This window comes from Pseudomonas sp. B21-017 (assembly GCF_024749245.1).
Classification (GTDB): domain Bacteria; phylum Pseudomonadota; class Gammaproteobacteria; order Pseudomonadales; family Pseudomonadaceae; genus Aquipseudomonas.
In genome coordinates this window covers 1817365-1830142 of sequence record NZ_CP087194.1, presented here as the reverse complement: position 1 = coordinate 1830142, position 12778 = coordinate 1817365, and the positions used below count along the sequence as shown (strand labels likewise).

Genomic DNA, 12778 nt, shown 5'->3' with positions numbered 1-12778 from the left:
GGATTCTCCATGGGCGCAAGCATTCTCACCGCGAAGAACCTCAGCAAAGTGGTTCCCAGCGCGGAAGGTGAACTGACTATCCTGCACGAACTCAGCCTGGAACTGAACAAGGGCGATAGCCTGGCCATTGTCGGCGCCTCCGGTTCCGGCAAATCCACCCTCCTCGGTCTGCTTGCCGGCCTCGACCTGCCGAGCAGCGGCGAAGTCACTCTCGCCGGCCAAGGCCTGAGCAATCTCGACGAAGACCAGCGCGCGCGCATTCGCGCCGAGCACGTGGGGTTTGTCTTCCAATCCTTTCAACTGCTCGACAGCCTCAACGCCCTGGAAAACGTCATGCTGCCGCTGGAACTCGATGGCCGCAAAGACGCCCGTGAGCGCGCCACCGAGCTGTTGCAACGGGTCGGCCTGGGTCAACGCCTGACCCACTCGCCGCGCCAGCTCTCCGGTGGCGAACAGCAGCGTGTGGCGATTGCCCGTGCCTTCGCCGCCGAGCCCGATGTGTTGTTCGCCGATGAGCCCACCGGCAACCTCGACAGCCACACTGGCGAGCGCATCAGCGATCTGCTATTCGAACTCAACAAGGAACGCGGCACCACCCTGGTGCTGGTAACTCATGACGAACGCCTGGCACATCGCTGCCGGCGCCTGATCCGCCTTGAAGCCGGCCTGCTGGTCGCCCCTCTGGAGCCTTGATGGCACGCCTGCCGCTGTTGCGCCTGTTCAGTCTCGCCATTCGCCAACTGCTGCGCGATGCCCGCGCCGGTGAGTTGCGCGTGTTGTTCTTCGCCTTGCTGGTGGCCGTGGCGGCGAGTACCGCCATCGGTTACTTCGGCGCCCGCCTGAACGGCGCCATGATGCTGCGCGCCACAGAGTTTCTCGGCGCCGACCTGTTGCTGGAAGGCAGTTCGCCGGCGCGGCCGGAACAGATCAACAGTGGCATCGAGCTGGGCCTTGAACATGCTCAGGTGGTGGAATTTTCCAGTGTCATTGCCACCGACAACGGCATTCAGCTGTCCAGCATCAAAGCCGCCGATGACGTCTACCCGTTGCGCGGCGAACTGAAAAGCGCCCCCGCGCCGTTCGCGCAGGAAGCACCCGGTGGCGGTCCGAAACCCGGCGAAGCCTGGGTTGAAGCGCGACTGCTGACTGCGCTGGACTTGAAGATCGGCGACAGCATCGATGTCGGCATGAAAACCCTGAAACTGGCGCGGGTGCTGACCTACGAACCGGATCGCGCCGGCAACTTCTACAGCCTGACGCCACGGGTGCTGATCAATCTCAGCGACCTCGAGGCGACCGGCGTGGTGCAACCCGGCAGCCGGGTCAGTTACCGCGAACTCTGGCGCGGCAACGCCCAGGCGCTGGAAACCTATCGTCAATTGATCAAGCCAGGCCTGGCCGCCAACCAGCGCATCCAGGATGCCCGCGATGGCAATCGGCAGATCGGCGGTGCCTTGGGCAAGGCCGAACGTTACTTGAACATGGCCAGCCTGGTAGCGGTGCTGCTGTCCGGCGTGGCGGTGGCGTTGTCGGCGACACGCTTCGCTACCCGCCGATTCGATGCCAGTGCATTGCTGCGCTGTCTGGGCCTGTCCCGCCGGGAAACCATGGTGCTGTTCAGTCTGCAACTGACGGTTCTCGGACTGCTCGCCAGCATCAGCGGCGCCCTGCTTGGGTGGCTGGCGCAGCTCGGGCTGTTTGCGCTGCTGCATGATTTACTGCCGACTGACGTTCCACCGGGAGGCCTGTTGCCGGCCATTGCGGGGATCGGCACCGGGCTGGTCGCGCTGGCCGGTTTCGCCCTGCCGCCGTTGGCCGCTTTGGGGCGAGTCCCACCGCTACGGGTATTGCGCCGGGACTTGCTACCGATTCCCTCCAGCACCTGGATGGTCTATGGCGCGGCGTTGGGCGCCCTCGGCCTGATCATGTGGCGTTTGAGCCTGGACCTGGTGCTGACTTTCGCCCTGCTCGGCGGCGGCGTGATCGCGGCACTGGTGCTTGGCGGTTTGCTCTTGCTGCTGCTCAAGAGCCTGCGCCGGATGCTGGCCCGCGCCTCATTGCCATGGCGTCTGGGGTTGGGCCAACTGTTGCGCCATCCGCTGGCGGCGGCGGGTCAATCCCTGGCCTTCGGCTTGATTCTGCTGTCGATGGCGTTGATCGCTTTGCTGCGTGGCGAGCTGCTCGACACCTGGCAAAACCAGTTGCCGAAAAATGCCCCGAACTATTTCGCCCTGAACATTCTGCCGGCGGACAAACAAGCCTTCAGCGATCGGTTGATGGAGCTGTCAGCACAATCGGCACCGCTGTACCCGGTGGTGCCGGGACGGCTGATCAGCATCAATGGCAAACCGGTGCAGGAGATCGTCAGCAAGGACTCGGCCGGTGACCGGGCCATTCAACGCGACCTGAGCCTGACCTGGGCGGCGGACCTGCCGGCGGGCAACAAGCTCACCGCCGGCAACTGGTGGGATCAGCAACCGGCGGATGAACTACCCGGTGTTTCGGTGGAAGGCAAAGTTGCCGAAAGCCTCAAGCTCAAGCTCGGCGATCACATGGTGTTTAGCGTTGGCGGGGTCAATCGGGAGGCGAAAGTCACCAGCCTGCGGGAGATCAACTGGGACAACTTCCAGCCGAACTTTTTCATGATCTTCCAACCCGGCACCTTGAAGGATTTGCCGGCGACCTACCTGACCAGTTTCTATCTGGCACCCGGTCACGACCAGCAGATCGTCGACCTGTCCCGCAGTTTTCCAGCGGTGACCATCCTGCAAGTCGAAGCGTTGCTGGAGCAATTGCGCAGCATTCTCGCGCAAGTGACCCTGGCAGTGGAGTACGTGCTGTTGTTCGTGTTGGCGGCGGGGATGGCGGTACTGTTCTCCGGCTTGCAGGCCACCCTCGATGAACGTATTCGCCAAGGCGCATTGCTGCGAGCGCTGGGCGCCGAACGGCAGTTGCTGGTCAGGGCCCGGCGGATCGAGTTCGGTTTGCTCGGCGCGGTCAGCGGGCTGTTGGCGGCATTGGGCTCGGAACTGGTGAGCCTGGTGCTCTACCGCTACGCCTTCGATCTGCCCTGGCATCCGCATCCATGGCTGCTGGTCATGCCGCTGATCGGCGCGGCGCTGATCGGCGGTGCCGGTGTGTTCGGCACGCGCCGCGCCTTGAACGCCAGCCCGCTGACAGTCTTGCGCGAGGGTTGATAAACTCAAGTACGCTTGTTTAAAAACCCGATTCAAGAACTCAACCACAAGAAGTCGCCATGAGCCGTTATCGCCCTCCCCGCACCGCCGGCACCGCGCTGATCACCCCCGAAGGTGAAGCGCGGATGCGCGCCGAGTTTCATGAGCTCTGGCATGTGCGCCGACCGCAAGTGACGCAATCGGTCAGCGAGGCGGCGGCCCAGGGCGATCGCTCGGAAAACGCCGAATACACCTACGGCAAAAAGATGCTGCGCGAGATCGATAGCCGTGTGCGCTTTCTCACCAAACGGTTGGAAGCGCTCAAGGTGGTCAGTGAAAAGCCCAGCGATCCGAACAAGGTCTACTTTGGTGCCTGGGTCACGATCGAAGACGAGGACGGCAAAGAGTCGCGCTATCGCATCGTCGGCCCGGATGAGCTGGACCTGAAGCTAGGCCTGATCAGCATCGACTCACCGCTGGCCCGCGCCTTGATCGGCAAGGCACTGGACGCCGAAGTGCGAGTGCAGACACCAACCGGTGAGCAGTGCGTGTATATCGTGGCAATCGACTATTTTTGAGCCACGGTGCTCTAAGCCGTAGAGCCCTGAGCCTCAGCAGCGGGCAATCAGCCCTTGGCGCGCGACGCGGGTCAGTTGCCTGATCACTTCAGGCGCGTCCTCGGCGCTGGGTGCCTGAATCACCGCCAGATCGAAACTGTCTGTCGCGAAGCGCTCCAGCGACTCGCCATCTTCGACAAACTGGATCAGGAATGCTGCCGGACCGCCGGTGCGACGTGGCCAGCCATCGAGGTAACGCAACAGCGTCGGCTGATGTTTACCGCCAAGCAGGATTTTTGGATTGCGCTGGGTGAGATGTGCCGTAATCGGCGCGGGGCGTACAACGGGGTTCAATGCATTCATTGTGTCGTGTCTCTGCCTCAAAAGTCTGCATGGCAGGTGAGAGGCAACACCGAACCAGCGCTTTAGCGGTATTTCGAAGCCTGTTTCAAGCTTCTATCGGCAACTGAATGAGTCACCTGGCGCCCCGCAAGTAGCTGTTTAAATCGGCGCATGAGCAGCATCCTAGAGAAGCTGACCGGACAGTGTCAAGAATCGCCAGCAACAAAAAAAGGCCCGCACAGTGCATCACACTGCGCGGGCCTTTTTGTCGAGTCAGAGCGGTCAGTCGGAGATGGCGCGGTCGACCGAGAGCTTGCCTGCGCCTTCGATCAGCACTGCGAGGCTGCCACCGAGCAAGGCCAGGGCGAATTCATAACCGTTGTTGGCCATGAACAGACCGTTGCTGATGTGCACCGAGAAAATCGCAACCAGCGAGAGGAAGGTCAGCCCCAACGCCGCCGGACGTGCCAGCAGGCCGATGATCAGCGCCAGACCGCCGAAGAATTCAGTACCACCAGCCAGGATTGCCATCAGGTGACCGGGCGCCAATCCAATGCTTTCCATGTACTGCGCGGTGCCGGCAATGCCGTAGCCGCCGAATGCCCCGAAGAGTTTCTGTGAGCCGTGGGCCGCGAAGATGATGCCGACGAAAATCCGCAGAATCGTCAGGCCGTAGCCAGCGCGGGTAGACAGTACCTTGTTGATCAGTGTGCTCATGCTGTGTCATCCATTGTGAGAGTGTGTTGGTTGGTCGCCATATTAATCGGTTTATCTCATGCTAAAAGCGCAAAAAACGCACCATAACAATCAGATTAGTCGATCATTTACGTAAGGCAACTTTCTGCCCCTGAGGCTCCAACGATTCCCGCTCCCGATCGAACGCCAGGTAATACTTGTTCACGCTATTAACATAGCTGACAGCCCCCATTCCCACCTGCTCCATGGCGATGCGCTCAACCTGGAAAAACCACTGATTAGGATTCAGGCCGCGCCGCCGAGCCTCGGCCCGCATGCCCTGGACCCGCTCCGGTCCCATGTTGTAGGCCGCCAGCACGAACGCCATCCGTTCGCGCTCGTTGAGTTTGGGGCTGGCAAAGAATTTGCGGCGGATCATCGCCAGGTACTTGGCGCTGGCCTGCACATTGGCATCGAGATTCTGAATGTCACTGACGCCAACCCGTTGGGCGGCCGAAGGTGTTATTTGCATCAGGCCGGTGGGGCCACCGCCATTTCTGGCGGAGGGTTGCAACGCCGATTCCTTGAAGGCCAGCGCTGCCAGGTTCAGCCAGTCCATGTCCTGGGCTTGAGCGTGTTTTTGCAGCACCGGTCGAAGTTTTTCCAGGCGCTGACGATCGGCCTTGGCCAAGGGATAGTGCACTTGATACAGGCGCCGGTAGATCCGCAGGAACGCCGCATCCTGGTCCGACGGTTGTTTGTAGGTGGTCAGGAAACGGTCGATGCTCGCCCGCAGCATCGAGGCGTCGCGGCGTACGAACCAGTATTCCTCGCCCGGCTCACGGATGAGGACCTGTCGATCGAAGCGCAACTTGGGCAGGATTTTGCCCCAGCGCTCGGCGATCGGTTGCTCGACGATGGTCAGATGGAAGATCCCGCCCTGGACCATTTCCAGTACGTCCTCGACGGCCAGGCTTGGGTCGACCCACTCGATCTTCACCGGGGGCAGTTTGTGCAGCGCGAGCTTCTGATTGATCTGGCTGACCGCATCCCCGGCAGCACTGCCGGTAGGTAGCGCGAGGGTTTTACCCGAGAGTTGTTCAAGGTGGGTGTAACGCCGTTCGCCTTTGATCCCCACCAGCAGTAACGGCACGTCGCTGGCAATCGGCTCACTGGTGCTGACCGCGTGCCCCGATTGCGGATCAAGCAATTCCCCCGGCGCGACCAGATCGCCCTCCCCGCGCTGCAACGCTCCGAGCAGTTGATCCTTGGCTTTGGGAATGATCTTGAGGGTGATTTCCTGGCCGTCACGGGCGTGGCCATTAAGGTATTGCTCGAAAGCCCGCAGGCGGTGGTATTCGACGCCGATGGCCTGGCCCTGGACTTCGCCGGAGCTGTTGCGGCTCTGGTTGACCAGCACCCGCAGCACACGGCTACTGCGAATCTCCGCCAGGTCGCGGACCTTGGCTGCCGGTACGGCTTGCAACGGCCCGGCCAGACGCGCAATCGCCGGCATCGGCAGCAGCAACGAACAACACAGCAGTAACAAAACCGAGGGACGTGTCATCCACTCTCCGGAAAGAATACTGGCCAACCTCATGAGAGATTTCATGACATCGGGCAACAGAAACAGAGCGCTTGAAGCGCTGATAAAGTGCGAGAGAGTGGCACAGTGATGGCAAATCTACCAACCCCGACCTGCCTCGCGGCCTCAACAGACAGCTTTAACTCGTTGTAGTTCTTGGTTTTTCTTATAAATCTACAGCTCTGATATGCTTTCCGGCCTTTGGTCCGAGGTAGCACCATGCAACTCATCGATATCGGCGTCAACCTGACCAACCCCAGTTTTGCCGACAAACACCAGGCTGTACTCGACCGAGCCTACGCTGCCGGGGTCTGCCAACTGGTGCTTACCGGGACCAGTGTCGAGGGCAGCGAACAGGCGCTGGAACTGTGCCGGCAACTGGACGAAAGCGCTCAACGACTGTTCGCTACCGCCGGCATTCACCCGCATTCAGCCAGCGACTGGAACGCCGACAGCGCCCAGCGTCTGCGCAGTTTGCTCAAGGAGCCGAACGTAGTGGCCGTGGGTGAATGCGGCCTCGATTTCAATCGTGATTTCTCGCCCCGCCCGCAACAGGAAAAAGTCCTCGAAGAACATCTTGCAATGGCGGTCGAACTGCAACTGCCGGTGTTCCTGCATGAGCGCGACGCCAGTCAACGACTGCTGGAGATCCTGCACGATTACCGCGATCAATTGCCGGCTGCCGTGGTGCACTGCTTCACCGGAGAAAAGAAGGCGCTGTTCAGCTATCTCGATCTGGATTTGCACATCGGCATCACTGGCTGGATCTGCGACGAACGCCGGGGCACGCACCTGCATCCGTTGGTCAAGGAGATTAAACGCGGGCGCTTGATGCTGGAGAGCGACGCGCCGTATCTGCTGCCCCGCAGCTTACGCCCCAAGCCGAAGAACGGTCGCAACGAGCCGGGGTATCTGACTGAAGTGTTGCGTGAAGTGGCGTTGCATCGCGGGGAAAGCATGGAAGATCTCGCCGCCCACAGCACCGCCAGCGCCCGGGCGTTTTTCGGGTTGCCCTCGATCCCCCAGTAACCACTTGAGAACCGTGGCGGTCATTGACCCATATCAAGATTCGACGCACTGAGTAGCGGCACAATAATGGCACCTTGCCAAAACTGTTTCCGCTATCAGAGAAGACCTCCATGGGTGCCTGGCTTAGCAATATCTCGCTGAAATACAAATTCTGGGCAGTCAACGCCGTCGCCTTTGTCACCACCCTGTTGCTGGTGCTGTACGCCGTGCAGCTCGAACAACAGGCCCGCAGTCACGCCGCGCAAGTATCGGCCCAGGCCCAGGCACTATTGCTCAATGCCTGGCCTGCCGGGCAGCCGCTGCCCAAGGCCGACAACCTGCTGACCTTCAATCGTGGGCAGGCGCCTTTACTGAACGGGCAACCACTTCTGGAACTGACCGATACCCTCGGTTGGGTCCAAATCAATGCCATGCCGCTGTTCGGGGAAAATCCGTTGATGGGTGCCGAGGTGTTCGCTCGTCCCGACGGTCAACAGGTCGCGGTCGTTGCCTACAGCCCGAGCCTGAGCCAGGTGTTCGGCGAGCGCTTCACTCACTACGCGGTAGCGGTGTTCATCCTGATGCTGGCGATGCTCGGCGCGTCGCAACTGTTGATCCGCTTCCTGCTCAGCCAGCTCAACACCTTGAAAGACGTGATGCTCCACGTCGAGAAAACCGGTGACCTGTCGGCCCGTGTGCCCCTGGCCTGCAAGGACGAAGTCGGGCAGATGGCCAACGCCTTCAATGCCATGCAGGCCGGCTACCAGCGGGTGGTCAACACTGTCGCCAGCACCGCCCGGCAACTGGACGTCGGCGCCGCGCGACTGGCCGCGAGCATGAATGAAGTGCGTCACGGCATGCTCGGCCAGCAAAGCGAAACCGATCAGGCCGCCACGGCGATCAACGAAATGACCGCCACGGTCCATCACATTGCCCAACATGCCGGCGCCACCCGCGACCTCTCGCAAACCGCCGACACCCTGGCTGGCAGCGGTCAGGAAGTGGTGACTCGGGTGCAAAAATCGATTGGCGGATTGTCCACCGGCGTGCAGCAAACCGCCGAGATGATTCAGCGCCTGGCCGAGGACAGCCAGAAGATCAACGGCGTGGTCAACGTGATTCACAGCATCGCTGAACAAACCAACCTGCTGGCCCTGAACGCGGCCATCGAAGCGGCCCGGGCCGGTGAAATGGGCCGAGGGTTTGCGGTAGTCGCCGATGAAGTGCGCAACCTGGCCAAACGGGTCCAGACGTCCACCGACGAGATCACCACCATGGTTTCAGCGCTGCAGGCCGGGACTCGGGACGCGGTGGATTTCATGCAGGAAAGTTCGTACAAGGCGGACGACTGCATGCAACAGGCCCAGGAAGCCAGTGTGGCCCTGGCTGAAATCACCGGTGCGGTGGCGCAAATGCGTGAAAGCAATACGCAGATCGCGGTGGCGGCCGAGCAGCAGAGTCATGTGGCGGAGGAGATGAATCGGGCCGTGGTGAGCATTCGCGACGTGACCGAGAACACCGTGAAGCAGACCGTGAACTCGGCGATTACCAGCAATGAATTGGCGATGTTGGCCGGGGAATTGAGCAAGGCCATCGGGCAGCTCAAGCTTTAAGGGCCCGCGAAGGCGGTCAACATGAATATCGACCATGACCCCTATCGCGCCGATAGCCAGCCTTGATTCGCCGACGGCTTTCGCCCGACCTATTCTTTGTTCATGAGCCTCAACGAACCAAGGATAAGCATCATGGGCAAACGTCACCCCAACCTTCCCGCCTGGCAATGGCGCCTGTACCCGCACAATCACCAGCACCCGACCAATCTGGTGTTGCACCTGATTGCCGTGCCGCTGTTCATCGTGGCGTTTTTGCTGATGGTCTCGGGGGTGTTCAGCCTGGATCTGGCGAGCTTCGCGATTGGCATTATCGGCCTGATTGCCGCCCTGGGCCTGCAGCGTCACGGTCATAGCCTGGAGGCGCAAGCCTCCGAGCCGTTCAGTGATCGCAAAGACGCGGTATCACGCTTGCTGGTCGAGCAGTTCCTGACCTTCCCCCGGTTTTTCTTCAGTGGCGGCTGGTGGCGCGCCTGGCGCGAACGCCACCGTCGCCATCGCTGATCAGGCGAAAATCGTGACGGTCTGCCGACTCATGGCGATCAACTGACCGTCTTCGCTCCAGAGATTGGCGGCGGCGTGCCCGTAGCCGTCAGCGGCATGTTCGATGTCCACTAGGTACTTGCACCAGTCCAGCGTACTCAGCGCCAGCAACGGCTGGACGAATTCGATGGTCCAGGTGAGCGTGCTGCCTGCCGCCGGTTTCTTCAGATGCGACAACAAGGACGGCGGCCAGGCGTCGACCAGCGCCAGGATATGGGCTTCGCTGACCGACTCGCCCTCCCCATCCCCGCGCAAGCGTACCCAACCACCCATGTCCCGCGATTTGTTACCAGTGAACGGCATGCCACCGATACTCCAGCGCATGGCCAGGTAGCGCATGAATTCCGGGGTCACGCCCTTGATGTACGGCAGTTCCTGACAGTCGTCCCAATGCTTCATCTCAGGAGCCGGGTTGGCCGCGACCACCACTTCGGAAGTTCGTGAAGCGCCGAAGCTGCCCTGGACCAATGTCACCACTTGCCCCTTCTGCATCGCCCGGCCCAGCACCTGGCTGACGGCTTTGCCTTCGCGCAATACGTCGACTTCAAAACTGACCGGTACATCGGGTTCGACCGGGCCGACAAAGGTGATTGCCAGCGAGCGCACCGGACGATCCGCCGGGACTTTTGCGCGCATGGCTTCGTATTGCAAGGCAGCGATCAGACCACCAAAACTCGCCCGCCCCTGGCCCCACTCAGGTGGAATAGACACTTCCTGCGGCTGGCTGCGAACAGCGTCGAGCAGATCGGAAAAGCGCATGGGAACCTCAGAGACTGGAAAATGGATGGAGCGATCTTAACCAGCCCGCAAGGACGGCACAGCGCTTATTCCGGCCAAAATTACTGACAGATGGGCCGTGCTCGGCTGGAACCCACATTGGATTCGTGGGGATTCGTGGTGGTTTCAGGATTTGAAACAGGCTCTGCTGAGTTTGTCGAGAACACGGTCGGCGCGCTCTTCGGCCTGGGCCATGGTGGTTTTCCAGACTTCGACACATGGCTGCAAATCAGGCTCTTCCTTGGCCCGGGCCAGCCATTGCCAGCTGTCGTGCCAATCCCCCAAGGCAGCCTGAGCCGACTTCAGCCTGGGCATGGCCGCTTCCGGCAAACGATCCAGTTCGGGATAAGCTTCGATGCCATAACGCGCACGCTTGATCAGCAGGCGCAGACGATGGCGGTCATGGGCGGGATCGTGCAGGGCCTGGTCGAGTTTCTTCCATTGTTTGGCCAGGCGTTTTTCGATGCGCTGGCGCAAGCCCTTGAGCAAACCCTGGCGCTGGGAGGCCCGCAGGAAACGCGGAAAGGCGTCGAGGATCATCAACAACTGGGTCAGCTCCGGGCTCATCGCCACGGAGGGATAAGCCTCAGCCATCCGCGCCATGCGCCGGTGCGCGGCCTCGGGTTGATTATGCTGGAGCAAGTACGCTGCTAGCACTTCACGATCACGCAACGGTGTGGTCAGTTGGCCGACCCGGGACGACGCTGCTTCCAGTTGTTCGACCCCAGGCAAACCGCGCAAGGGACGAAGCAGGCTGCGCAATCTGCGCACGGTGGTGCGCAGATCGTGCAGCGCTTCCGGATCGGTGCGGGCACTCAAGCGAGCCTGACAGGCCAGCAAACGGACTTCCAGGCCCAGTACTTGAGCCACCAACCGATCAACCACCGCAGACATCGCGTACTCCCTGAATCGAATTACCCTGAGTACGCTCCATCATGCCTCAACGGCCGGCGCGGGACTCACGAATGTAGAAACGTGCCTTCTCGGCCTTTCTGGTACAACCCTCGTACGCTTCGAATTGTTGCTGGGTCTTGGCACCGGTCAGCAACGACAGCGCCTTGGAGTAGCTGACAGTCCCGGCTAAACCCTCGGCCTTGGCCAGATCCAGTTCGTGCCAGGCGGCGTCGAGCTGGCTACCGCAGCTGTCACGGTAAGCGGTTTTACCGGCACAACCGGCAAGCGCCAACGCAATCAAAGGCACACAAATCCAGGCTTTCATCACTCACACCTCAAAGATAATAGACAGTCGTGCAGGTAAGACCGCTCTGGCGCGCGAAAAGTGCCTTGGACCCGCAGTGGAAACTATAGCGCTCGCGAGGATACCTACTCGCCTTCGTTGAGTGTCAAAAAACGACGCCCGCTCCCGTCGAACGACCATAGCGATTGAAGCGAGCCCCTCGTTGGGTGCATTGTTGAACCTTGTCAAAGAGGTCGATTCATGAAAAAGCGTGTCGCACTGGTGTTGGGCTCGGGCGGTGCCCGGGGCTACGCCCATATCGGCGTTATTGAAGAGATCGAACGGCGTGGCTACGACATCGCCTGCATCGCCGGTTGCTCCATGGGCGCGGTAGTGGGCGGGATCTATGCCGCCGGCAAACTCGATGATTACCGCGACTGGATCGAGAGCCTGGATTACCTCGACGTGTTGCGTCTGGTAGATGTCAGCTTCCGCTTGGGCGCGATTCGCGGGGAGAAGGTCTTCGGGCAGATCCGCAAGATCGTCGGCGAGATCAATATCGAAGACCTGCGCATCCCCTACACGGCCGTGGCTACGGACCTGACTAACCAGCAGGAAATCTGGTTCCAGGAAGGCTGCCTGCACCAGGCCATGCGTGCGTCGGCGGCGATCCCCAGCCTGTTCACCCCCGTGATGCAGGGCAATCGAATGCTGGTGGACGGCGGCATCCTCAACCCATTGCCGATCGTGCCGGTGGTGTCGAGCCATTGCGACCTGATCATCGCGGTCAACCTCAACTCCACCAACCAGCGTCACTATCAACTGCCGGTGATCCAGCGCCCGGCGGCATTCAAGACCCGCTTCGACAGCCTGATCAGCTCGCTGGGCTCGAAATTGCCTTTCCGCCGCAAACAGGCGGAGCAATTGCTGCTTCTCGAAAAGGAAGCGCTGATGGCAGAAGCGGCCGAGATCAACCCGTGGATCGAATCCGCCCAGCCCGAAGCCCAGCAACCGGCGGCGGCCCCGGAAAGCGACGGCGCACCGAAATCCGCCACCGGGTCGTTCATCATCGACAACGTCGGGCCGGCATCTTTGCTGGACCTGATCAACCAGAGTTTCGAGGTAATGCAGACCTCATTGGCGCAGTACAAGATTGCCGGGTATCCACCGGATATCCTGATCAACGTGCCCAAGCGGGTGTGCCGTTTTTTCGAGTTCTACAAGGCGCCGGAGTTGATCGCGCTGGGGCGGGAGATTGCCCGGGATACGCTGGATCGGTATGAGAGTGAGCGCAATGAAGATTGGCGGTAAAGCGTACTGACGATCGT

General features: G+C 60.9%; 13 protein-coding genes. 7 read left to right on the top strand and 6 right to left on the bottom strand.

All coding sequences use genetic code 11. The features are described 5' to 3' along the window. Positions 1–9: 9 nt before the first annotated feature. The 3 genes from LOY28_RS08115 to greB are packed head-to-tail and all read left to right on the top strand — an operon-like array spanning position 10 to position 3754. A complete protein-coding gene (locus LOY28_RS08115; RefSeq protein ID WP_007939984.1) occupies positions 10–693 on the top strand; it encodes an ABC transporter ATP-binding protein in 684 nt (227 codons plus the stop codon). Then, a complete protein-coding gene (locus LOY28_RS08110) occupies positions 693–3197 on the top strand; it encodes an ABC transporter permease (protein WP_064616715.1) in 2505 nt (834 codons plus the stop codon). The genes LOY28_RS08115 and LOY28_RS08110 overlap by 1 nt, the downstream gene beginning before the upstream one ends. 59 nt (positions 3198–3256) lie before the next feature. Next, positions 3257–3754: a transcription elongation factor GreB gene (greB, locus tag LOY28_RS08105; RefSeq protein WP_018929803.1), complete on the top strand. Its 498-nt coding sequence runs from the start codon at positions 3257–3259 to the stop codon at positions 3752–3754. Between the two features lie 33 nt (positions 3755–3787). Here greB and LOY28_RS08100 read toward each other — a convergent pair whose 3' ends face one another. The 3 genes from LOY28_RS08100 to LOY28_RS08090 all read right to left on the bottom strand — a co-directional run bounded on the left by LOY28_RS08100 (position 3788) and on the right by LOY28_RS08090 (position 6317). Next, on the bottom strand, positions 3788–4096 hold the full coding sequence (locus LOY28_RS08100) for a hypothetical protein (RefSeq protein WP_007939981.1): 309 nt from the start codon (positions 4094–4096) through the stop codon (positions 3788–3790). Positions 4097–4357: 261 nt separating this feature from the next. Beyond that, the gene (locus LOY28_RS08095; RefSeq protein WP_086944660.1) at positions 4358–4792 is read right to left on the bottom strand and encodes a DoxX family protein; all 435 of its coding nucleotides are present in this window, start codon (positions 4790–4792) and stop codon (positions 4358–4360) included. 103 nt (positions 4793–4895) lie between these two features. Next, positions 4896–6317 (bottom strand): transglycosylase SLT domain-containing protein, encoded by a 1422-nt coding sequence (locus tag LOY28_RS08090; RefSeq protein ID WP_258613325.1) that lies wholly within the window; start codon positions 6315–6317, stop codon positions 4896–4898. A gap of 237 nt (positions 6318–6554) precedes the next feature. Here LOY28_RS08090 and LOY28_RS08085 point away from each other — a divergent pair, with 237 nt between their 5' ends. From LOY28_RS08085 to LOY28_RS08075, 3 genes are all read left to right on the top strand, one after another. Beyond that, entirely contained in the window at positions 6555–7364 is an 810-nt protein-coding gene (locus LOY28_RS08085) for a TatD family hydrolase (protein WP_258613324.1), read from the top strand. A gap of 110 nt (positions 7365–7474) precedes the next feature. Further along, entirely contained in the window at positions 7475–8956 is a 1482-nt protein-coding gene (locus tag LOY28_RS08080) for a methyl-accepting chemotaxis protein (RefSeq protein WP_258613323.1), read from the top strand. Between the two features lie 132 nt (positions 8957–9088). Continuing rightward, on the top strand, positions 9089–9457 hold the full coding sequence (locus LOY28_RS08075) for an Mpo1-like protein (protein WP_018929808.1): 369 nt from the start codon (positions 9089–9091) through the stop codon (positions 9455–9457). Here LOY28_RS08075 and LOY28_RS08070 read toward each other — a convergent pair whose 3' ends face one another. From LOY28_RS08070 to LOY28_RS08060, 3 genes are all read right to left on the bottom strand, one after another. After that, the gene (locus tag LOY28_RS08070; RefSeq protein WP_018929809.1) at positions 9458–10255 is read right to left on the bottom strand and encodes an acyl-CoA thioesterase II; all 798 of its coding nucleotides are present in this window, start codon (positions 10253–10255) and stop codon (positions 9458–9460) included. Between the two features lie 144 nt (positions 10256–10399). Beyond that, positions 10400–11167: a CHAD domain-containing protein gene (locus LOY28_RS08065; RefSeq protein ID WP_258613322.1), complete on the bottom strand. Its 768-nt coding sequence runs from the start codon at positions 11165–11167 to the stop codon at positions 10400–10402. A 46-nt stretch (positions 11168–11213) separates the two neighbouring features. Continuing rightward, complete coding sequence (locus tag LOY28_RS08060; RefSeq protein WP_018929811.1) at positions 11214–11492, bottom strand: hypothetical protein; 279 nt, start codon at positions 11490–11492, stop codon at positions 11214–11216. 219 nt (positions 11493–11711) lie between these two features. Between LOY28_RS08060 and LOY28_RS08055 the strand changes: the two genes are divergently transcribed. After that, positions 11712–12761: a patatin-like phospholipase family protein gene (locus LOY28_RS08055; protein ID WP_018929812.1), complete on the top strand. Its 1050-nt coding sequence runs from the start codon at positions 11712–11714 to the stop codon at positions 12759–12761. Positions 12762–12778 lie beyond the last annotated feature (17 nt).